This is a genomic window from Rudanella paleaurantiibacter (assembly GCF_009184635.1).
GTDB lineage: Bacteria > Bacteroidota > Bacteroidia > Cytophagales > Spirosomataceae > Rudanella > Rudanella paleaurantiibacter.
In genome coordinates this window covers 163,249-186,023 of record NZ_WELI01000002.1, presented here as the reverse complement: position 1 = coordinate 186,023, position 22,775 = coordinate 163,249, and the positions used below count along the sequence as shown (strand labels likewise).

Genomic DNA, 22,775 nt, shown 5'->3' with positions numbered 1-22,775 from the left:
CTATCTATTCTGCCTATCTTCACGCCCCAAATTCTGTGTTTATTGACCGGCTCGAAGCCATGAAGCAGCACAGAGGCCCAATCTGAAATGGCATCATCATCCATTGTAAAGCAGGTGGACGTCCGAAACCGGCGTGCCTCCTTCGAATATCATTTTCTGGAAACATACTCCGCTGGTATTGTACTGACGGGGACCGAAATCAAATCCATTCGGCAGGGGAAAGTAAACCTGACCGATGCGTATTGTCTGTTTCTAAACAACGAGCTGTTTATCCGCAGCATGAATATCTCGCCGTACACCGAGGGCACCTACAACAACCACGAACCCCTGCGCGACCGGAAGCTGCTGCTGACTAAACGTGAAATTCGGCGGCTGACCGAGAAGCTGAAGGATCAGGGGCTGACCATTGTGCCCGTGCGGATGTACACCACTGATCGGGGCTTTGCCAAAATCGACATTGCACTGGCAAAGGGTAAAAAACTGTACGACAAGCGCGATAGCATCAAGGAGCGCGACGTTTCGCGGGAGATGCAGCGTGAACGGTATTAAGTAGCAGTGTGCAGTAGGCAGTAGCTGACTCAAGAGTACTGCTTACTGCCACTGCCCACTGCTTACTGTCACTGCCTACTTTATTTCAACTCCATCGCCAGAAACTTACCGGTGTAGCTGCCTTGCACTTTGGCTACTTTTTCGGGCACTCCCTCGGCAATGATCTGACCGCCTTTGTTGCCGCCTTCCGGCCCCAGGTCGATGATGTGATCCGACACTTTGATCACGTCCAGATTATGCTCAATAATTAGAACCGTATTGCCTTTATCGGCCAGTTTGTTCAGCACATCGAGCAGGTGCGCAATGTCCTGAAAATGCAGGCCCGTGGTCGGTTCGTCAAGGATGTACATGGTCTGGCCGGTATCTTTTTTGGAAAGCTCCTCGGCCAGTTTTACCCGTTGTGCTTCGCCCCCTGAGAGGGTAGTGGCGTGTTGCCCCAGGGTGATGTACCCCAGGCCCACGTCGTTGAGGGTTTGTACCTTTCGCAGAATTTTGGGTTGAGCCTCGAAAAACTCAAGCGCCTGCTCTACAGTCATGTCGAGTACATCGGCAATAGACTTACCCTTGAAACGCACTTCCAGGGTTTCGCGGTTGAAGCGCTTGCCCTTGCAGGTTTCGCACATCACGTGCACGTCGGGCAGAAACTCCATTTCGATTTTCTTCATACCCGCGCCTTCGCAGTCTTCGCAGCGACCACCTTTCACGTTGAACGAGAAACGACCCGGTTTGTAACCGCGTATTTTAGCTTCGGGCAACTCGGCAAAGAGCGCCCGAATCTCCGAGAACATACCGGTGTACGTAGCCGGGTTAGAACGCGGAGTACGCCCAATGGGCGATTGATCGACCTCGATAACCTTGTCCAGATGCTCAAGCCCCTCTACTGACTTGTGCGGCAGAGCCTCCCGTTTCGACTTGTAAAAGTGCTTGTTGAGCACCGGAAACAGCGTCTCGTGAATAAGCGATGACTTGCCCGACCCCGACACGCCCGTGATCGAGATCATTCGGCCCAGCGGCAGTTTAAGCGTTACGTTTTTGAGATTATGGCCCGTAGCGCCCTTGATGACCAGAAACTTACCGTTGCCTTTACGTCGTTCTTTGGGAACTTCAATGGCGCGTCGGCCACTCAGGTAATCGGCGGTGGTACTGCCGTTGCGGATAAACTCATCGGGTGTACCCCGGCCTACCACCTGCCCTCCGTGCCGACCAGCCCCCGGCCCAATGTCGAGAATATAGTCCGACTCGAGCATCATGTCTTTGTCGTGTTCAACAACGAGCACCGTGTTGCCCAGGTCGCGCAGGTTCTTAAGCGAGTCGATGAGCTTGACGTTGTCACGCTGATGCAAGCCGATACTTGGCTCGTCCATGATGTACAACACACCTACGAGCTGTGTCCCGATTTGGGTGGCCAGTCTGATACGTTGGGCTTCGCCCCCCGACAGGGTTCGGAGTGGGCGGTCGAGGGTGAGGTAGTCAAGGCCAATATCGAGCAGAAAGCCGATCCGTTTCCGAATTTCTTTCAGCACTTCTTTACCAATTACGTTCTGCCGGTCGCTCAGGCGGCTTTCGAGGTCGGTGATCCAGACCGACAGCTCCGAAATGTCCATCTGCGCCAGCTCTGAGATATTCTTGTCGGCAATCTTGAAATACAGCGACTCTTTCTTCAGCCGGGCACCGTTGCAGTCGGGGCAAGGCTTAATGACCATGAAGTCTTTAAGCCACTCCTGAATTTTTTCGGAGCCGTTCTCCTGCTGCCGTTTCAGGAATTTAATAATGCCCTCAAACTTAAACTGATAATAGTCGGTGCCGGGCAGCTTTTTCGAAGGCATGGTTGCCTCCTCCTCCGTACCGTAGAGCAATGCCTGTAGCAGATCGTCGGGGTATTTTTCAAGGGGCGTGGTCAGGCTGAGTTTGTATTTTTTCAGGATGACCTCAATCTCTTTGAAAAACCAGAGTTCCCGGTACTCCCCAAGCGGGGCAATAGCCCCACGGCTCACGCTCAGCTTTTTATCGGGAATAATTGATTCCTCGGTGATTTCTTCCACATTGCCAATACCCTGACAGGTAGGGCACCAGCCATAAGGCGAGTTGAACGAAAACGAGTTGGGCGAAGGTTCGTCGTAGCTGATGCCCGATTCCGGGTCCATCAGGTTCTGCGAGAAATACACCAGTTGGGTCGGTCCGCCGGTGCGGTCGTCGCCGGTACCTACCAGCACCTGCATGGCTCCTTTGCCTTGCTTGAGCGCCGTTTGAACCGATTGGCTCAGCCGAAACCGCGTATTCGATTCATCGGCTGTGTCGCGTTTGGGCACCAGCCGGTCAATCACGATCTCAATATCGTGGATTTTGTACCGGTCGAGCTGCATTTTCGGCACAATTTCCTGCACCACCCCATCGACCCGCACTTTGGTGTAGCCGAGTTTGGCAATCTGCACAAACAGCTCGCGGTAGTGGCCTTTGCGGCCGCGCACCACCGGTGCCAGGAGGGTGAGTTTCTGCCCTTCGTACTGCTCAATGATGGTGTCGATGATCTGATCCTGCGATTGTCGCTCCATTTTGCGGCCCGTCACGTACGAGTACGCATCACCAGCGCGGGCGTACAGGAGCCGCAGGAAGTCGTAAATCTCGGTCGTGGTGCCTACGGTTGAGCGGGGGTTTTTGGAGGTGGTTTTCTGCTCAATGGAGATAACCGGACTCAGCCCATCAATCTTGTCGACATCGGGGCGTTCCATATCCCCGATAAACGAGCGGGCGTATGCCGAAAAGCTCTCCATATACCGGCGCTGCCCCTCGGCATAAATCGTATCGAACGCAAGCGACGATTTGCCGCTGCCGCTAATCCCCGTGACCACCACCAGCTTGTTGCGCGGAATGGTCACGTCGATATTTTTGAGGTTATGTTCGCGGGCTCCGAGCACTTCAATTTGCTCATACCCCGTGAGGGCAATGTCGTTGAGGGCGCCAGAAGGCCCGGAAACCGGACTTGTTTGCGCCGTTAGTACGTTGTTGTCTGTCACGTTGTGTTATGCCCCCGGAGCGGTAGGCTTATTCTAAACAACAACGCAAAACAGGCGGGGGTTGGTTTCCGAAGTGTACAAGCAAATAAGCGGGTGCTTGTGACGTAGGATAAGGCCCCGTAAGATTTGGCTTCTTCGATTTATTGGCGATTAACTCGTAGGCTTATCGGGTACCGGGGCCGACGCGTGAAACTCGGCGTAGATGCGCGCCATGTACGTATCGAGCAGGGCCAGAATCCGCTCCCGGCTTTCGGACTGAACAATGAGCCCCACGTGGTACTCCTTGTCGAGACGCCACCAGATTTCGGGTTCCGTAAAAATGCCTAGGTCGGGCCATTGTTGCCGGGCGAGCGACACAATCAGACCCGCGTAGTTTTGTTGCTCGGCCGGAACCGTGTATGGTTGCCCCAAAGCCACGGCGGTTTCGAGCCGGGCCCACTCTGCCCAGAGGTTAATGCCCGATGAAGCCTCGACCAGTTCGGCAATGTGGGCACCTCCCACCCGCGAGGCTGTTTCGAGAAAGTAAAACTCACCGTCGTGATCGCCTTTGATAAATTCCGAATGCGAGGCACTGTACCGCATCCCGAAAGCCTGCAACACCAGACTGTTGAGGTTGTGCAGAGCGGCCGTATCGGGTGAGTCGAACGGCAAAATCCCCGTGCGAAACACCCCACCCCCGTGCGCTACCTCCATCGGGGTAGCAAGGTAGCCACTCGCCCGCGTAAACACCGGGTGGCTATCCACCGATAACGAGTCAACGTGGAACACCTTGCCCGGCTTGAACTGCTCAATCAGGTAGTTATGGCGGTTATCGCCCAGGCCGTGAATAACCTCCCAGGCTTCATCGAGCGAGTCGACCCGCCGAATGCCGGTTGTGGAGGCTTCGGCGCGGGGTTTGATGAGCCACGGCCCCTCGGTGGTTTGCAGAAACTGCGTAATGGTTTCGTCGTGGAAAAGCGGACTGAACCCCGGCACCCGAATACCCGCTGCCTGCGCCCGCATTCGCATGGCGAGTTTGTCGCGGAAGTAGCGGGCGGTGGTTTGGCCCATGCCGTCGATCCGGAACGTTTCGCGGATAAGCGCCCCTTTTTCCACATCGAAATCGTCCAGCGCTACCACCCGGTCGATTCGGCGGGAGCGCATCGTATGCGATAGGCCCAGGATCATCCGGTCCAGATTCTCGCTGTCATTGCTTTCGGTAGGCAGATAAAACACCTCGTCGATGGCCTCGAACGGCCAGGGTTTATCGGCCAGCTTTTCAACCGTGAGCAGGTACACCGTGTGGCCAAGCTCTTTGCAAGCCCGCATGAAAGCCTCACCTTTGAAAAACGTAGCAATACAGAGAAACGAGAGTGGACGCATAGGATGTAAGGTCGATGTTCACCCTAAACTACAACATGCCGGTTGAATTTGCCAATGGGCCTTACACGGAGGTTTATTTTAGAGCGTTCGTAACCAGTCGATCAACAACCGAATTCCGAAGCCCGTGCCGTTTTTCTGACTGCCAAACTCGGTATCGCCAAAGGCGGTGCCGGCAATGTCGAGGTGGACCCAGGCGGGGTGATTTTCGGTGAATACTTCCAGAAACTTACCCGCCGATATGGCCCCGGCCATGGGTTTGCCACTGAAATTTTTGAGGTCGGCCACGTCGGAGCGGATGTCTTCGGCGTACACGTCCCAGAGCGGCAGTCGCCAGACTCGTTCGCCGGTTTGGGTGGCGGCCCGGCTCAGGGCCTCGGCCAGTTCGTCGTTGTTGGTAAACAGCCCGGCGGCATGGTACCCCAGCGTAGCAATCACGCTGCCAGTGAGCGTGGCCAGGTCAATGAGCACATCGGGGCCGTAATTGCGTACCATGTAGCCCAGGCCATCGGCCAGAATAATGCGGCCTTCGGCGTCGGTATCGATCACCTCAATGGTTTTGCCCAGGTATGAGCCAATCACATCGCCCGGCTTGGTTGCGCTGCCATCGACCATGTTTTCGGTTGAGGGCACAATCCCGATCAGGTGCACCGGCAGTTTGAGTTTAGCAGCTACTTCGAGCGTGCCCAACACGGCCGCAGCCCCGCCCATGTCCGATTTCATCATATGCATGTTGGCCGATGGCTTGATTGAGATACCGCCCGTATCGAACGTGATGCCTTTGCCCACCAGACCTACTTTTTTGGCGTTTGGCGCGTGCTCAGGCTTGTATTCGGCAATGATAAACACCGGCTCGTGATCACTACCCCGATTTACAGCCAACAGCGCCTGTAGCCCCTCCTGTTCGATCTGAGCCTTGTTCAGTACCCGCACCGAATACCCATGCTGCCGGCCCGATGCCACGGCCCAATCGGCGAGGGTTTGGGGTGTTTTGTAGTTAGAAGGCGCGTTCATCAGGTCCATGATTTGCCGCTGGGTGAGAGCAATGGCTTCGGCCCGACGAAGGGCGTCGGCCTGGGTGGTCGGATCGTCGACGAGCAGGCTCAACTGGCCGTTTTCGCTGTAAAAAATAGGGCTTTCCGGTTTATCGGTCTGGTACAGTTTGAGGTCGTACCCGCCCCCGTACGCCCCCAATACGACCCCTTCAATTGCATCGGGCCCATGAAGGCGCAAATCAACGCCTACGTGCTGCGGGAGACGGTTTTTCTGATCGTAAAAAAACTTGCGGAAGGTGCGAAACCACTCATTAATGCCCGGTGTCTTGCCCAACCCAATCAGGTATGTTTTGCGGCCGTTGGGTTGGTAAATAGGCAAAACTTCTTTGGCGTCGGCCTTGAAATCGGCTTCGAGGGTTGATGCCGGTAAACCTACGGTTGGGGCCAGGTTGGACAAGGTATTGACGAGGTGGTCGTTCTGGATAACTGGGATAAGAAGGGTGTCGGACGTGGCCGACTGCGAAAGTGATAGGTGCATGAGAACAGATGGATAAAACGGGGGCTTCAGACAGCCGGTTGCGCATAAAATAACCACTCCAGAGCCGCCGGAAATTCGCGACCCCAGTGTACTTCCTGATGGGTCCCGTCGGGGTCGACGGAGAGGTAAATGTCGATGGGTTGCCCGTTGTAGCACTGTTTCAGCAGGGAATCCTGAAACCGTTGCAGGTTGGGAACCATGTATTTCGACTCGGTTTCGCCCCCGTACACGTAAATGCGCATGGGCGAGGGTGTCTGGAACCGAATGGCGTCGAAGTAGATTTTGGGCGAGATCCAGAGCGAAGGTGAGAACACCATGAGCCGGCCAAACACATGGGGGTGCAGTAGCCCCCCGTAAATGCTGATGAGCCCACCCAACGAGCTGCCGCCGAGGCCGGTGTTCGGGGCATCGGGGAGGGTTCGGTATTGGGCGTCGATGGCGGGTTTAAGCGTTTGGGCAATAAAGGCCAGGTATGCCCGCCCGCGCCCTTGTGCCATCCGGCTTTTGTGAACCGTAAACTCTTCGATGCGCTGTTGGTAGCCGTGGTCGATGGTCACCAGAATGACTTCATGGTGTCGCCGTGCGGCCAGAATCGCCATTTTTTGCTCTACGCCCCACGAGCCGTACCCTTCTCCCTCGCCAATCAGGTTCTGGCCATCGTGGAGGTACAAAACCGGGTATCGTTTGTTGGGATTCTGATGATAGTCGTGGGGGAGGAGCACCCGCACCCGGCGCGAAGCCCCCAGCTGAGGGGCGTAAAAATCGGAACTCAACACCTTCAGATGTGGCACCAGCGCCGGGTTGAACGCTTGCCCCGACAAGCGCCAGTGGGGCGCAAAATCCTGCTGAAACTCGGTGCCTGGACTCAGAACCCGATTGGGGCGGCTTTCGCCCGCACCCGTTAGTTCCACGCTATCCCAGCCGCCCCGCGTGTACTTGTACTCGACAACATCGGGCAGGCGCAGATCAGTCGGGAACGTCAGGGTGTAAGTTCCGGGGGCCGACTGTTGCAGTCGAAACACGTCGAGATCGGGGTGCCAGCCGCAAAAATTGCCCGATACAAAAACCGGCCGGTCGTCGGTAACGGGGGTGTTTAGTTGCAGTTGTAGCGGCATACAGCGTTCATCAAATCCAAAACCAGATGGTACTCGCCCAACACCGTGGCCGGGGGAATGGTTTGTCGAGCACGGAGCCGATTACCCATTCGGCACCCACTCGGTCTGCACGCCGGGTAGCTGACTCAGCCGGTCGAGCACGCTGTTGACCTGCGTTTTGCGCATAGACACTTCCAGCGTGGGTTCGGTATCGAAGGCCTGGCTCAGCACCGTCAGTTGTTGCTCTTTCACGAGCCGCATTACGTTGTTCATCTGCTCAAAGCTAAACCGGATACGGTATTGCTCATCCACCGTCCGGGTTTCGAATCGGGCGTTGGCGAGGGCCTCGACTGTGGCGCTTTTGTAGGCGTTGATGAGCCCCGGTACGCCCAGCAGCGTGCCGCCAAAATAGCGCACCACCACCACCAGTATATTGGTGAACGGTTGGCCCGGTTTGTCGTGGCTGTAAATCGTGTTCAGAATAGGCCGTCCGGCGGTACCGCTCGGTTCGCCATCGTCGTTGACCCGGTAGTGGTCTTTACCCAACCCCAGCCGGTAGGCATAGCAATGGTGAGCCGCCTTGGGGTGTTGCTGGCGGAGGGCTTCGAGCCGTTGTTTGGCGTCGGTTTCCGACCGGATCGGGTAGGCGTAGGCCAGAAAGCGGCTACCCCGGTCACGAAACTGCCCCTCGGCGTGTTCGGAAAGCGTTAAAAAAGTGTCGTCAAAAAGCATTCTACTGACCAAAAGGTGGCCTATTATTCAGATAATAGACAAAATTAAGACTTAATTAAACCATCATTTGGTATTGGCGTTATCATTCGTATATTTGGAATCGTTACCCGTAGAAAATACGGCATAAATACCATACAGGCTACCTTTATTCTTCAGCCTGATAACCCCCCGCCGTACGTACGATCCTGCTTATGTTCAATCGCTGAACGGAGCGCGGCCTCGGCTTGGGCTCCGTTTTGAGAATCCTCTTGACCGTCGCATGAAAGTCTCGCCAACCGAGCCATTCCAGCTTGTTTACTCGTTACTGGAGCATGAGTTTCTGGGCTATCTGATTGAGGCTTTTGTGGTGCAACGCAATGCCAAAGGCGAGCTCACGCTTCAAAATCAAACCCTCTCGACCCAAAACGCGAGTGAGTTTGCCGATGGGCTCGACGAGCGCGACTTTGAACTCATCCGCCTGATCGATGCCATTCAGCAGGATATGGTGGTGAAAAAGTTTAACAGCCGCAAGCTGCCCGCCATCGACTTTTTCCTGAAAGTGTACGATAGCCAGAAAGGGGATAAACTGTTGCAGGAGGCCATTGCTGGTTATCTTGAAAACATAAAGCCGCAGATTCTGGAACGCTTGCACGGAAAGCCCTTCTACATCATGGGTAAAGACGGCAACCCCGCCTGGATGCCTATTGAGTGGCTGACCGAACCGGCCCGGGTACATTTTCATTTTGTACGAAACGAGGATTCAACGCATTATTTCCCCATTATCCGGCAGAACCATCAGCGGGTCGATTTTCAGTTCAAAAACGCTATGATTCTCTGCGACGAGCCTGCCTGGATGCTTGTGGGGCAGTGTTTGTACCATTTTGCGCAGAATGTGGACGGTAAAAAACTCCGTCCCTTTTTGAACAAAAACCATATTGTGGTGCCCCGCAAGGTTGAAGATGAGTACTACCGGCGGTTTGTGGTGCCCCTGATTGCCAATTACGAGGTGTTTGCCAAGGGGTTTGAGATTCGGGCCGAGGTGCTCGATCCGCAGCCGATCCTGACCGTGGCCGAGCACCGCACCACGCCCTCACCAGTATCGTCGGTGGTGGGGAATCAGGCTCGGTATCAAGCCCAAACTACCGTTGAGGCCGCCGATGATGAAGATACTCGTCTGGCGTTCGACCTGTCGTTTCAGTACGGCACGTTCACGTTTCGGTTCGATAGCTTCTCGAGTCAGTCGAACGTAAGTCTGGAAAAAAAGGACGACGACTATATTTTTCACAAAATCCGGCGCGACCTGCGGTTTGAGCGGCAGAAATTCACGTTTCTGCGTGAGCATGGTCTCGATCTGCGGCAGGGTCGATTGTCGTTGCCCAAAGCCGAAGCCTTCGATTGGCTGGCCGAGCAGAGTGCAAGCGTGCAGGAGGCTGGGTTTGTGTTGCGGCAGGATGTAGCCGACCGAAAGCGGTATTTTCTGGGGCGTTCGTCTATTCAGATTACCATTCGGGAAAGCAACGACTGGTTCGATATTCACGCCAATGTGCAATTTGGGCCGTATGAGATTCCGTTTATCAAGCTCCGGTCGCTGATTATGGCGGGCAAGCGGGAGTTTTTGCTACCCAACGGCGAAACGGCCGTGATTCCCGAAGCCTGGTTTACGCGCTACTCCGAGCTGCTCTCGTTTGTGGAAGAACCAGCCGCGCACGGTATCGACCCGCTGACTCGCTCCGAACGGCTAATTCTGCAAAAGCACCATTTGGCACTGGTGCAGCAACTGGATCAGGATAGCCTGGCCGAAACGGTCATCAGTCGGCGGCTGGAAGAACTTCAGAGTTTTGAAGGAATTGAGAGTTCGCCTTTGCCGCAGCATTTCAACGGCATATTGCGGCCCTACCAGAAAGCGGGCTATGATTGGATGAGTTTTTTGCGGCAGTTTCGGTTTGGGGGGTGCCTTGCCGACGACATGGGTCTGGGCAAAACCGTGATGACCTTAGCTATGTTGCAGGCGCAGAAAGAAATGGCGACCGGCGGCAAAGATGCCCGCGATGAGCCCCCAAGCCCCTCGCTGCTGGTAATGCCTACCTCGCTGCTGTACAACTGGGAGCTGGAGGCCCGCAAGTTTACGCCCAACTTACGCGTGATGCTGTACACGGGTACGTACCGCGAAAAAAATACGGCTCAGTTCAATAATTATGACCTGATTCTGACCTCGTACGGCATTGTTCGGATCGACATTGACTTGCTACGGACGTACCGGTTCAATTACGTAATCCTCGACGAATCGCAGGCCATCAAGAACCCGTCGTCGCACATTACGAAAGCCGTGATGAATCTCAGTTCGGCCCACCGGCTGATTCTGACGGGCACTCCGCTCGAAAACAGCACGATGGATTTGTGGAGTCAGATGACGTTTATTAACCCCGGCCTGTTGGGTAGCCAAACGTTTTTCCGAAACGAGTTTCAGATTCCGATTGAGAAGCGGAACGACGAGCAGAAAACCCACAGGCTGTACGGGTTAATCAAGCCGTTTATGCTCCGGCGTAACAAGTCGCAGGTAGCCACTGACCTCCCCGAAAAGGTGGAGAGTGTACTCTATTGCGATATGACCACTGAGCAGGAGCAACAATACGAAGAGGCTAAATCGTATTACCGGAACCTGATTCTGGAGCGTATCGAAGAAGATGGCATGGCCCGCTCGCAAATGGTGGTGTTACAGGGTCTGACCAAACTCCGGCAGATTGCCAACCACCCGCGCATGATTGACGAGAGCTACGAGGGCGACTCCGGCAAGATGGAAGACGTACTCATGCGCATGGAAATTGCCATGGCTGAGGGACACAAGATTTTGGTATTCAGCCAGTTTATAAAGCACCTGAGCGTGATTCGGCAGTACCTGAAAGAGAAGCAGATTCGGTTTGCGTACCTCGACGGATCGACAACTGACCGGCAGGAGCAGGTGCACTTGTTTCAGACCGACGATCAGGTGAAGCTTTTCCTCATCTCGCTCAAGGCGGGCGGGCAGGGCCATAACCTGACCGCGGCCGACTATGTGTTTATTCTGGACCCCTGGTGGAACCCCGCGAGCGAAGCGCAGGCCGTAGACCGGGCGCACCGGATTGGGCAACAAAAAACGGTGTTTACCTACAAGTTCATCACCAAAAACACGGTCGAGGAGAAGATTCTGGCCCTACAACGCTCCAAGCAAAAACTGGCAAGCGAGCTGATTACCACCGAAGAAAGCTTCGTGAAGTCGCTGACCAAGGAAGATGTAATGGCGTTGTTGGAATAAAAAAGTTATTTCAACCACACGCCTTCGCGGTCGGGTTGGCTGAGCACCACTTCTACGTGTTCGGTGAGGGTGGTGGAGAGTTCGTATCCTTTGTAGTCGGCGGCTACAGGGTAGCGCGGGTGGTTGCGGTCAACGAGCACGGCCACCTGCAATTTTCGCACCAGCACGCTCAAAAAAGGCTGCAAACAGAACGCCAGCGTGCGGCCCGTGTAGAGCACATCGTCGAGCAAAATCACGACTTTATCGGTCAGGTCAACATCCGCCCCGGTCAGGCTAATGGCGGGTTGGGTGGTCTGCGATTTGTCGAGGTTCACTTTGAGCAGCGTAACCGAGAACGGGGCTATCTGGCGTAATTCGCCCAGAAGCCGCTCGGCAAACACGTACCCCTCGCCCGCAACACCGGCCAATACGACAGCTGGTTCGTCGAAGTTGTTTTCGTAAATCTGAAAGGCAATCCGCCGAATCTTTTGCCGAAGCTGCTCGGCGGACAAAATAGGCTGCGATGACATGCTGGAGAATATTGAGCCAAAACGCAAAAGTCGCTACTTTTTAAGAGGAATGGCACGCCTTTTGGCACAATTTTCGCCCAAGGCTGAGCAAATTGTCCTCTCCACATGAAAGCCACCCGAGCTATATTGTTAAGTTTTTGTTGTTGCTGGTTAGCCGTTAGTCAGGCGGCCCCCGTTGGGGTGGCCCCTACCGGTGACACCCCTATTGGTGCCTTGCCAATACGGATTTCCTCGACTTACCTGAAAACGCTGACCCCAACGGCCGGCGACGCGATTCTGTCGTCGTTTCGGACGGGTAGCGCCCAAAGTTTGGCCCTTTATTTCAACAAGCAGATTGAGTTGGTGATTGATACCGAAGCGGTTGATTTTCACGAGTTGCGGGCCAAACACGCTGAGCTGATTCTGGCTACCTTTTTTCGAAAACACCCACCTAAAGATTTTCAGTACGTGTACCAGGGCGGTTCGGCCCGGTCGCGCTACATCACGGGGGTGTATCAGACTGGTGGTCAACGATTTTCGGTGTACCTACTTATGCGGCAAGATGCGCAGCATCATCTGGTGATCGATACCCTGCATTTACGAAAAAGTTGAACAAAGAGGCCGGTTGGGTGTGTTGCCACCTACAAACGCACGACTCAACCGGCTTTATGTCATTCCTGTTTTCTCCGCTTACACTCCGGGGCCTGACCCTGAAAAACCGCATTGTTGTTTCGCCCATGTGCCAGTATTCGAGCCTCGACGGCTTTGTGAACGACTGGCATCTGGTACACCTGGGTAGCCGCGCCGTGGGCGGGGCCGGGCTGGTTATTACCGAAGCTGCGGCTGTCTCGCCCGAAGGGCGGATTACCCCGCACGACATGGGCCTCTGGACCGACGATCACATAGCCGGTCTCAAACGGATTGTCGATTTTATGGCCGCGCAGGGTAGTGTGGCGGGCATTCAGCTGGCCCATGCGGGTCGGAAGGCGAGCCATACCCGCCCCTGGGAGGGTAGTCAGGGTATATTCCCCGATGACCCCGAAGGTTGGCAAACCGTGGCTCCCAGCCCGATTCCGTTTGTCGAAGAGGGCCCCGTGCCCACCACGCTCGATGCGGCCGGTATTGCCAAAATCCGGGCCGATTTTACGGCGGCTGCCGACCGGGCATTGCAAGCGGGTTTCAAGGTGGTAGAGGTTCATGCCGCGCATGGCTACCTGCTCCACGAGTTTCTGTCGCCCCTGAGCAACCAACGTACCGATACCTACGGGGGCTCGCTCGAAAACCGGGCCCGGCTGGTGCGCGAGATTGTGCAGGATGTGCGGGCCAGATGGCCCGAGGATCTGCCCCTGTTTGTACGGATTTCGGCAACCGACTGGACCGAAGGCGGCTGGACGCCCGACGATTCGGTGCAGCTGGCCCACTGGCTCAAGGAAGACGGTGCCGACCTGATCGACTGCTCATCGGGTGGCAATGTACCCCGGGCTTCTATTCCGCTGCAACCGGGCTATCAGGTGCCTTTTGCTGCCCGCATTAAGGCAGAAACCAGTTTGCCAACCGGTGCTGTGGGCCTGATTACAAGCCCCGAACAAGCCGAAGCTATTTTGGCCGACGGTCAGGCCGATCTGATTTTACTTGCCCGCGAGTTTCTGCGCGATCCGTATTTTCCATTGCACGCTGCCCGCCAACTGGGCGATGAGATTACGTGGCCGGTGCAGTACGAGCGGGCCCGGCGCTAACAAGTCGCGCGGCATTAAAACTGGGTCGCTACTTTTTTAACGGTCTGCCTCTGTCCTTTAGGTGGGTCAGTGCAGTGTTCCTATTTTATCATCGCTTATCTTTGTGCCTTCATTTTTAGGCAACATGACGATTAAAACGAAACGATACGCCATTGATCAGAAAACGTACATCAACGTGGCTCTGAAACAATGGCTTCGCGACAACTGGAAGTACATTTTTATTCCCATCGCCTTTATTTTTCTGAATGCCGTTCTGGGCATCACGGGTATCTATCCGAACATCTGGATCTACGTGACGATCTTCCTGCTGACCATTCTGTACGTTCTGTTCTGGGCGGTGCAGATCACCGGTATTTCGCAGATGGAACAAAGCAAGCCGCTGTTCGAAAAGTACGTTTACGAAATCGACAGCCGCCAGATTCTGATGCGTATCAACGCCAAAGAAGGGGGCTTGCTCAAGTGGGAGCAGATTAAGGCCGTGGAGAAAAATAAGAATGCGTACATTTTTTACCTGAACAGCGAAGACGCCCTCCGCAACGTAAAAGCTAACTGGTTTGCCAAGTTTGTTACGCGTGGCCTGTCGAAAGCGCAGTTCCTGTACCTGCCGTTCAACATTTTCACCAGCGACCATGATGTGCGGTTTCTGGAAACGATTCTGAAGCGCAAGTCGCTGTTGCTCGAACCGGGCAACTAAACCTCCCTATTTATGGCCGAAAGCCCAGCTTGAAAAAGCTGGGCTTTTTGCTATTTTTACCGATAACCTCTCTCTAATCGGGGGTAAACCCGTCTCTCCATTTCTGTATGCACTTCTCACTTCGCGGTTGGTTTACGGCTCTTTGTCTGGTAGGCGCACTGACCACACAGGCGCAGGTAGCCCCGCCCAAACAAATTACCTTAGACGACATTTGGGGGCAAAATGCTGGTACGTTTACGCCCCGCACCGTGCAGGGTGTAAACTGGATGAAAGCCGGGGGCTTTTATACCACCCTCGCCAACGACCGGATTGTGAAGTACTCCATCACTGACGGTAAAGCCGTAGATACCCTGTTCGATGCTCGTACGACGCGGGCAGGCGGGCAGGTACTGTCGCTGGATGACTACCAACTCAGCGCCGATGAGCAAAAGCTGCTGCTGACTACAGCCGAGGAGCCGATCTACCGGCGGTCGAGCCGGGCCACTTTCTATGTGTATGACCTCAGCACACGGCAGTTGCGGCTGTTAAGTCAGGGCGATAAGCAACAATATGCCACGTTCTCGCCCGACGGCCGTAAAGTGGCTTTTGTGCGCGATAATAATCTGTTTACGGTCGAGCTGGCAATGATGGCCGAAAAGCAGCTGACCACCGACGGTAAGCGCAACGAAATTATCAACGGCGGGGCCGATTGGGTGTACGAAGAAGAATTTAGCATGGCCCGGGCATTTGAGTGGTCGCCGGATAGCCGTCGGCTGGCGTTTATCCGGTTCGATGAGCGCGAGGTGCCTGAGTACAATATGCAGGTTTGGGGTGAGTTGTACCCGGCTGATTATAAGTTTAAATACCCCAAAGCCGGCGACAACAACTCGCAGGTGAGCGTGTGGGTGGCCGACGCAGCGACCGGGCAGAAACTCCGAATGGAAACCGGCTCTCCTGCCGAAACCGATGTATACCTGCCCCGGATTCAGTGGACCCGCAACCCGAATCTGTTGTCGATCCGGCGGCTCAACCGGCTTCAGACGCAGCTCGACCTGTTGCACGCGGATGCTACAACGGGTAAGTCGGTAGTGATTCTGACCGAAACGCCGGTTAATACGCTCGGTGGGCAGCCGTCGTACGTGGATCTTGAATTTACCGACGACCTCACGTATCTGGCCGACGGGCAAACGTTTATCTGGACGAGTGAGCGTAGTGGTTTTAAGCATGTGTACCGCTACGATATGACCGGGCGGTTACTCGGCCCTGTTACGGCCGGTAACTACGAAGTGCTGGCCCTGCTGGGTGTCGATGAGAAAAAACAGGTGGCTTATTACCTCTCGGCGGAGGTGTCGCCGTTGGAAAAACACCTGTACAAAATCGGGCTCGATGGCAAGAATAAGCAACGCCTGACTATGAGCCGGGGGAGCCACTCGGCCAATTTTAGCCCCGATTTTGCGTATTACCTGCTCTCACACACAACGGCCAATACGCCCCTGACCGTGAGCTTGTTTCGGGCCGGAGCTCCCGACGCTAAACCCCTTCGTGTGCTCGAAACCAATGAGAATCTGCGCCGTCGGCTCAACCTGTACCCCCTGTCGGCCAAGCGGTTTTTCACGGTGCCTATCCCGACGGGTGAGCGGCTCAATGCGTGGATGATTCGGCCGACCAACTTCGACAGCACAAAGCGGCACCCGGTGCTCATGTTTGTGTATGGCGGACCGGGTTCGCAAACGGTTAAAAACGAGTGGGACAGCCGCGATTACTTCTGGTATCAAATGCTCGCCCAGAAGGGCTACATCATTGTGTCGGTTGATAACCGGGGCACCGGGGCGCGGGGCAACGCGTTTCGGACAGTCACGTATGGGCAGTTGGGTAAAATAGAAACGCAGGACCAGATCAGCGCGGCCAAATACCTCAAAGCCTTACCTTACGTGGACCCGGCGCGGGTAGGAATCTGGGGCTGGAGCTACGGCGGTTACATGACGTCGCTCTGTATGACGCTCGGGGCCGATGTGTTCAAAACGGGTATTGCTGTGGCCCCCGTGACCAACTGGCGTTTTTACGATACCATTTATACCGAACGCTACCTCAAACGGCCGCAGGATAACCCGCAGGGGTACGACGAAAACTCGCCCGTGACCCACGCCGATAAGCTAAAAGGGAATTTCCTGCTTATTCACGGCACTGGCGACGATAACGTTCATTTCCAGAACTCCGTTGAGTTTGTCAACGCGCTGGTAGCGGCTGGTAAGCCATTCCGGTCGTTTTATTACCCCAACCGCAACCACGGCATTTACGGCGGCAATACCCGCCAACATCTCTACCAGATGCTGACCGATTTTATTCTGGAGAAGTTATAAAGGGAGGAGTGAGGAGATTGGAGTGAGAACGCTCCACAAGTGTAGGCTGGCGCAAGCATTCTCACTCTTATCTCCTCACTCCTTTTTTGTATCTTTGATAAAAGGATAGACAGTTATGCAGGTAATATAAAGGAGGTTTTGGGGTTGTAGGTCGCAAACCTCCACTATCCTTTCTCTCCCTTTAATTTGTTAGAATAGCCAGCCAGGTTGTTACGCCTTCAACATAATTGCCCAGCCGTAGGTTTTCGTTGGCGGCATGTTGGTTATTGTCCAGATTGACCATCGGGACGTGAATGGCCGGGATGCCGAGCGTCCGAAGAAACGGAACAATAGGCACCGAACCACCTGTCATTCGAATTTTGACCGGCTCGCGCCCGAAGGCCCGTACCATCGCCCGCGTGAGCCAAACATCCTCTGGAATCCCAATTTCGGTCCGAAACGGCAACATCTCACCGCTGCTCTGTAGCTGAATCAGTTTGGGGTACTGCATCCGTTCGGCTTCGGTGGGTTCACGGTCCAGAATCGTGTACCCTTTGCTTTGGATGTACTGGCGCACCAGGCCAATCAGTCGCGCCGGGTCCGACTCGGGCACCAATCGTAGGTCCAGCTCGGCAACCGCCCGGTCGGGAATCACCGTACCGGCCTGCTTCCCCACATAGGCACTCTGTAAACCCCGAATATTGAGCGATGGGTACTGAATGGCTTCCTGATAGTTACGGCCCACCCGGTCGGGGGCGGCAATGCCAATGGTTTTATCAATCTGAGCGGGGTCGTCGGGTACGGCCGCCAGCAATTTAGCCGCCGACTCGTCGATGGTGATGCCATCGTAATACCCCGGAATAGTCACCCGACCGTCTTCATCTTTCATGCCCGCCAGCAGTTGGGCCATGCGCAGGGCTGGGTTAGGGGCGTAATTTCCGTAATGCCCGCTATGCTGAGGCCCGCGTGGCCCGTAGGTAGTGAGTGTAACGGTGGCGATGCCCCGGCAACCGTAAATCAGGGTAGGCAGGTTCGAGAGGTGACGTCCGCCGTCCATCACCAGCAGCAAGTCGGCCGCGAGCTTGTCTTTATTAGCCTGAACCGTTTGGGCCAGGTGTGGAGAGCCAATCTCTTCCTCACTGTCCAGAATCACCTTCAGGTTGTACCGTTGAGGTATTTTTTCTTTTTCCAGCGCGGTCAAAGCTGCCAGCAACATGGCAATGGGGCCTTTATCGTCGGACGAAGACCGGCCAAAAATGCGCCAGTCTGGTGAAGTGTTCTCGGTCTGAAGGCGTGCCCAGTCGAGCGGGGTCCAGCTACCGTCGGGGTTACGTTGTTTCAGCACCGGCTCGTAAGGGTCGGGTTGCTGCCATTGGGCGGGCACAACCGGTTGTCCGTCGAAGTGCATGTACAGCAGCAGGGTTTTGGGTTGCCCGGTTTGCGCCTTTACCGGCGTGGCAAGAGGCTTTTCGGCTAGAATCAACGGGTTTGATGGGGTGTTTAGCAACGATACCCGAAAGCCCCGTTGCTCGAAAGCCTGCCGTAACCAGTCGATGTTGGGCTGCATCTGCCCATCCATGTGCGCATTGTTCGGGATACGCAACAGTGCCTGCAAATCAGCGTACGACTGACGAATGTGCTTTTGGGTAATAGCCTGCAACTGGCTTGTGGTTGGGGCCTGGGCCCGCACCGACAAAGCCACCAGGGTAGTCAGTACAAGTAGTGCGTGTTTCATGACGGAAATTACGAACCGTTCGCCGAATTTTGCTCTATGCGCATTCGCTCAACGCTTCATCACGGCCCTGTCGAGGGGTATCAGTTTGGCTATTCTCCGGTCCGATTTGTTAAGCCGTTTCCGGTATGGTGTTATTTTCTGCACGATACCCTGATTGATACCGGACAACGGCACTGCCAGGCCAATGTACTGGCTACCTTCCGGCCAAAGCCTATCCGGCAGATTATTCTAACCCATTTTCACGAAGATCATTCGGGTAATGTGGCCGCTTTGGCGCGTGCCCATCAAGCCCCGGTTGTTACCGGCACCCTCACTGCCGACCGCATTCGGGCATCGTTTCCGTTGCTGGCTTACGAAACGTTCTGGTTTGGCGCTATTGACCCCTGTTCGGCCGAAGTAGGGGTTACGGTACAACCCTTCCCAGAGGTTATTTCGGTTGGACCTTACCAACTGCAGCCAATCCTGACACCCGGGCATTCCGACGATCACCATGTGTTGCTCGAACCTAACGAAGGCTGGTTGTTTGCCGGCGATTTTTACGTGGGCAAGCTTAAAATCTTCCGGCGGGGCGAAAACATTCACCAAATGATCGAATCGACCCGGCGGGTGTTGCAGTACGATTTCGATACGGTGTTTTGCGGACATAACCCGGTTCTGAAACACGGTAAAACGGCAGTTCGGCAAAAACTTCAATACCTCGAAGACATAGTAGGGCGGGTGCGGCAGGCATATGACCGGGGCGTGCGCGGACAGGCACTCGTGAAGGTAGCGGGCCTGCGCGAACAATGGGCTGTGAAGCTATTCACCCAGAACGACGTGGGGGCCGATTACATCGTTCGGTCGGTGCTGGAGGGTAACGGTCAGGTAGACTTACCGGCAGGTAGGACCGCTTAATCGGTAAAACAGAGCGCGATTAACAAAGGAAACAGTAGTAGGTTATACCTATACGTTAACTAATCTTCTGTTACCCTGGCTTGTTTAGCGGCCTCCTGCTGAATGTCCTCTTAATCGATTACCGCTCATGAAGATCCCGGAATACTTAGGCTCTAATTCTGCCAGCGAACTCGTCGAACGTGGCGAGTCTAAACTGGTTAATCCCGTTGTACCTGCTGCTATCCCCCCCAAAGTTCAGAAGCAGGCTTTAATCTGTTTCTCCCATTTGCGTTGGAATTTCGTGTATCAGCGGCCGCAGCATATCATGAGTCGGGCGAGTAAAGATTTCAACGTTTACTTTATTGAAGAGCCAATCTGGGGTGACGAGCTACGTATCTCGGTGTGCAAGCAAGCCGACGATTTACAGATTGTGGTACCGCATTTGCCGCATGGCCTCACGCACGATGAGGTGATCCGGTACCAGCGGCAGTTGGTTGATGAACTGATTGAACGCGAAAAACTGACCGACTATGTGGCCTGGTACTACACACCCATGGCCTTGAATTTTACCGATCATCTGCGCCCCAGCCTAACCGTGTACGACTGCATGGACGAGCTGTCGGCGTTTTTGGGCGCCCCCCGCGAGTTGCTCGATAAAGAAAAGGAATTGCTTACGCAGGCGGGGCTTGTGTTTACGGGTGGCCATAGCCTGTACGAAGCCAAGCGTGACCGACACGAGGCCGTGTATGCGTTTCCGAGTAGTATTGATCATACGCACTTCTCAGCGGCCCGCGCCAAACAACCCGACCCCGACGATCAGCGGTCAATCGGGCACCCGCGCATCGGGTTTAGTGGCGTTATCGACGAGCGGTTCGACCGGGAGTTGATTGCCGAAGTGGCCCGCCGTCGGCCGCAGTGGCAGTTTGTGATGTTGGGGCCAGTCGTTAAAATAGACCCGGCCAGTTTGCCGCAAGGCGCCAATATCCATTATCTCGGCATGAAAGATTACAAACAGCTGCCGAACTACTTCAGCAACTGGGATGTGGCCATCTTGCCTTTTGCTCTGAATGAGTCGACCCGGTTTATTAGCCCTACCAAAACGCCGGAATATTTATCGGCGGGTTTGCCGGTGGTATCGACCCCAATTCGCGACGTGATTCGAACCTATGGAGCCCCCGGCTTTGCGCAGATTGCCGACACGGCCGAGGCTTTCGAGAAGGCAATTGAGCGGGCTCTCAACGGTCATCATCCGACCGATTGGTCTGGTATTGACGATTTACTGGCCGAAAGCTCATGGAACAAAACCTGGGACGAAATGTGCCGATATATTAAAGCGCGGGTACAGATACCATTTGAGCAATAAGGGTATCTGTTGCGTTATTTTGTGGCCCATTGATGGCGTGAGGAAAGACTGATAATCAGGGCTTCCGGTACGCGTTCGATGGGCCATATTTTCATTTTGGCCTAAAACGGGTTAAACTTTGCTTAAACAAGCCTATTAGCGGAATAGAGTGTAGTTGGCTTCCCTTGTTTATTACCAACTTTGCATGGAACTACCCCTATGGAGTAGGCGCTGTAGCTTGTTATGAAAAATCCCTATGTTTCGTTGTTGCGTACGGCGTGGCAGTATGCCCGGCAACAAAAACGCCGGTATGTACTGGTGTACGCTTTGTTTTTGTGCGCCAACGTGATTGGGGCGCTTCATCCGTTACTGTTTGGCTGGTTTATCAATCAGATTCAGGCGCACAATGCATCGGTTCTGACGGTCTGCGGCTGGTATCTGGGTGGTTTTATGACCCTCAAACTGGCCGAGTGGGCGTTTCACGGTCCGGCCCGTATTCTGGAGCGCGAGGTAGCGTTTCATGTAAGCCAGAATTTCCTCGAAGAGCTGTATCATCAGACCTTGCATTTGCCCGTTCGCTGGCACAAAGAGCACCACAGTGGGGCTACCATCAACCGAATTCGGAAAGCTTACGATGCCCTAAAACTCTTTTTTCAGAGTGGGTTTACGTATTTGCATACCCTGCTCAAATGTGTGTTTTCGTTTAGTGCCATGCTTTATTTCTCGCCCGCTTTTGGGTTGGTAGGGGTGGCCCTGGGGGTACTCACTGTTTGGGTAATCATGACGTTCGATAAGCCGTTTATCCGAACGCTGGAAGAAACCAACGAGCGCGAGCACATCGTGGCATCGACTCTCTTCGATAGCCTGTCGAACATTATTACAGTGATTACGCTGCGGCTTGAAAAGCAAATGCAGGGTAGCCTGATGGGTAAAGTGCTGGATACGTTCGGGCCTTTTCGGCAGAATATCCGCATTAACGAATGGAAGTGGTTTGTGGCCAGTATGCTGGTGGCCACTATTTACGCTGTCATTACGATGGGGTACGTTTGGCAAAATTATACCCCTGGCACGGTGTTCTACGTGGGCGGATTGGTGGCCCTGATTGGCTACGTCAACAATTTCACGAGCGTGTTTGTCGATGTGGCCTGGCAATACACCCAGATTGTACAGTACAACACCGATGTAGAAACAGCCAAAGGGATAAGCGAAGCCTTTGGGCGGAACGAGCGGCCCGAGCCCGTTGCCGAACTCCCGGATAACTGGCAAACGATTGACATCAGCGGCCTCAATTTTTCGCACAGCTTCGTGCCGGGGCTGGTGCGCCGGCGGGCTGGTTTGCAGGATGTGGCCATTCATATCGAGCGTGGCCGTCGGGTGGCGCTGATTGGCGAAAGTGGTAGCGGCAAAAGTACCCTGCTAACCCTGTTGCGTGGGCTGTATGCTCCCGACCCGACGGTGCGCGTGCTGGTTGATGGTGAGCAGCAGGCGGGTCTGGATCTGATTGCCAATACCGTGACCTTGTTTCCGCAGGAGCCCGAAATTTTTGAGAATACGGTGGCTTACAATATCACGCTTGGGTTGCCTTTTAGTGAGGCCGACGTGTTGGCCGCCTGCGAGTCGGCGCGGTTTGCCGAAATTGTAGGCATGTTGCCACAGGGCCTGCAAACGTTTATTCAGGAAAAGGGCGTGAACCTGTCGGGCGGGCAAAAACAACGGCTGGCCCTGGCGCGCGGGGTATTAGCCGCCCGGAGTAGCGACATTGTGCTGCTCGACGAGCCAACGAGCAGTGTAGACCCCAAAACCGAGTTCGATATTTACCACAAACTGCTGGAAGAATTTTCGGATAAAGCCGTGGTCTCGACCCTGCACCGGCTGCATCTGCTCCCGATGTTCGATTACATCTACGTTATGCGCAATGGGCACGTGGTTGATGAGGGTACGTTTATGTATCTGCGCCAGCATAGCCCCATCTTTAGCGAAATGTGGCGGCATCAGCAGGAGCGCACCGAACTGGCCGAAGCGGCCTGATGTATGACC

At 54.8% G+C, this 22,775-nt stretch carries 16 protein-coding genes; 9 read left to right on the top strand and 7 right to left on the bottom strand.

The features are described 5' to 3' along the window. Positions 1–87: 87 nt before the first annotated feature. Positions 88–549, top strand: coding sequence for an SsrA-binding protein SmpB (gene smpB, locus F5984_RS05570; protein WP_152123292.1), 462 nt, complete (start codon positions 88–90; stop codon positions 547–549). 80 nt (positions 550–629) lie between these two features. On the opposite strand, the gene uvrA is transcribed toward smpB, so the two are convergent. The 5 genes from uvrA to F5984_RS05545 all read right to left on the bottom strand — a co-directional run bounded on the left by uvrA (position 630) and on the right by F5984_RS05545 (position 8,281). Then, positions 630–3,563, bottom strand: coding sequence for an excinuclease ABC subunit UvrA (uvrA, locus tag F5984_RS05565; RefSeq protein WP_185155431.1), 2,934 nt, complete (start codon positions 3,561–3,563; stop codon positions 630–632). A gap of 150 nt (positions 3,564–3,713) precedes the next feature. Further along, complete coding sequence (locus tag F5984_RS05560; protein ID WP_152123291.1) at positions 3,714–4,925, bottom strand: ATP-grasp domain-containing protein; 1,212 nt, start codon at positions 4,923–4,925, stop codon at positions 3,714–3,716. 78 nt (positions 4,926–5,003) lie between these two features. Beyond that, positions 5,004–6,455 (bottom strand): leucyl aminopeptidase family protein, encoded by a 1,452-nt coding sequence (locus F5984_RS05555; protein ID WP_152123290.1) that lies wholly within the window; start codon positions 6,453–6,455, stop codon positions 5,004–5,006. A 26-nt stretch (positions 6,456–6,481) separates the two neighbouring features. Further along, complete coding sequence (locus tag F5984_RS05550) at positions 6,482–7,570, bottom strand: alpha/beta hydrolase (protein WP_152123289.1); 1,089 nt, start codon at positions 7,568–7,570, stop codon at positions 6,482–6,484. A gap of 81 nt (positions 7,571–7,651) precedes the next feature. Beyond that, positions 7,652–8,281 carry an IMPACT family protein gene (locus tag F5984_RS05545; RefSeq protein WP_152123288.1) on the bottom strand — a complete coding sequence of 210 codons (630 nt, stop codon included), beginning with the start codon at positions 8,279–8,281 and terminating at the stop codon, positions 7,652–7,654. 259 nt (positions 8,282–8,540) lie between these two features. Between F5984_RS05545 and F5984_RS05540 the strand changes: the two genes are divergently transcribed. Further along, positions 8,541–11,552: a DEAD/DEAH box helicase gene (locus F5984_RS05540; RefSeq protein WP_152123287.1), complete on the top strand. Its 3,012-nt coding sequence runs from the start codon at positions 8,541–8,543 to the stop codon at positions 11,550–11,552. A gap of 5 nt (positions 11,553–11,557) precedes the next feature. Here F5984_RS05540 and F5984_RS05535 read toward each other — a convergent pair whose 3' ends face one another. Then, positions 11,558–12,061 (bottom strand): phosphoribosyltransferase family protein, encoded by a 504-nt coding sequence (locus F5984_RS05535; protein WP_152123286.1) that lies wholly within the window; start codon positions 12,059–12,061, stop codon positions 11,558–11,560. A 105-nt stretch (positions 12,062–12,166) separates the two neighbouring features. Between F5984_RS05535 and F5984_RS05530 the strand changes: the two genes are divergently transcribed. The 4 genes from F5984_RS05530 (at position 12,167) to F5984_RS05515 (ending at position 16,809) form a co-directional block, all read left to right on the top strand. Continuing rightward, positions 12,167–12,652, top strand: coding sequence for a DUF4783 domain-containing protein (locus tag F5984_RS05530; RefSeq protein WP_246168843.1), 486 nt, complete (start codon positions 12,167–12,169; stop codon positions 12,650–12,652). Between the two features lie 56 nt (positions 12,653–12,708). Next, positions 12,709–13,776, top strand: a complete 1,068-nt coding sequence (locus F5984_RS05525; RefSeq protein WP_152123285.1) for an NADH:flavin oxidoreductase/NADH oxidase — start codon at positions 12,709–12,711, stop codon at positions 13,774–13,776. Between the two features lie 124 nt (positions 13,777–13,900). Further along, on the top strand, positions 13,901–14,470 hold the full coding sequence (locus F5984_RS05520) for a YcxB family protein (protein ID WP_152123857.1): 570 nt from the start codon (positions 13,901–13,903) through the stop codon (positions 14,468–14,470). A 107-nt stretch (positions 14,471–14,577) separates the two neighbouring features. Further along, positions 14,578–16,809 (top strand): S9 family peptidase, encoded by a 2,232-nt coding sequence (locus tag F5984_RS05515; RefSeq protein ID WP_152123284.1) that lies wholly within the window; start codon positions 14,578–14,580, stop codon positions 16,807–16,809. 181 nt (positions 16,810–16,990) lie between these two features. Here the strand turns inward: F5984_RS05515 and F5984_RS05510 are convergent, their stop codons facing one another. Beyond that, positions 16,991–18,523, bottom strand: coding sequence for a M20/M25/M40 family metallo-hydrolase (locus tag F5984_RS05510; RefSeq protein WP_152123283.1), 1,533 nt, complete (start codon positions 18,521–18,523; stop codon positions 16,991–16,993). A 36-nt stretch (positions 18,524–18,559) separates the two neighbouring features. On the opposite strand from F5984_RS05510, the gene F5984_RS05505 reads away from it, so the two are divergent. The 3 genes from F5984_RS05505 (at position 18,560) to F5984_RS05495 (ending at position 22,766) form a co-directional block, all read left to right on the top strand. Then, entirely contained in the window at positions 18,560–19,417 is an 858-nt protein-coding gene (locus F5984_RS05505; protein ID WP_152123282.1) for an MBL fold metallo-hydrolase, read from the top strand. Positions 19,418–19,544: 127 nt separating this feature from the next. Beyond that, a complete protein-coding gene (locus tag F5984_RS05500) occupies positions 19,545–20,759 on the top strand; it encodes a glycosyltransferase family 1 protein (protein ID WP_152123281.1) in 1,215 nt (404 codons plus the stop codon). Positions 20,760–20,981: 222 nt separating this feature from the next. Further along, on the top strand, positions 20,982–22,766 hold the full coding sequence (locus F5984_RS05495; RefSeq protein WP_152123280.1) for an ABC transporter ATP-binding protein: 1,785 nt from the start codon (positions 20,982–20,984) through the stop codon (positions 22,764–22,766). The last annotated feature ends 9 nt before the right edge of the window (positions 22,767–22,775 follow it).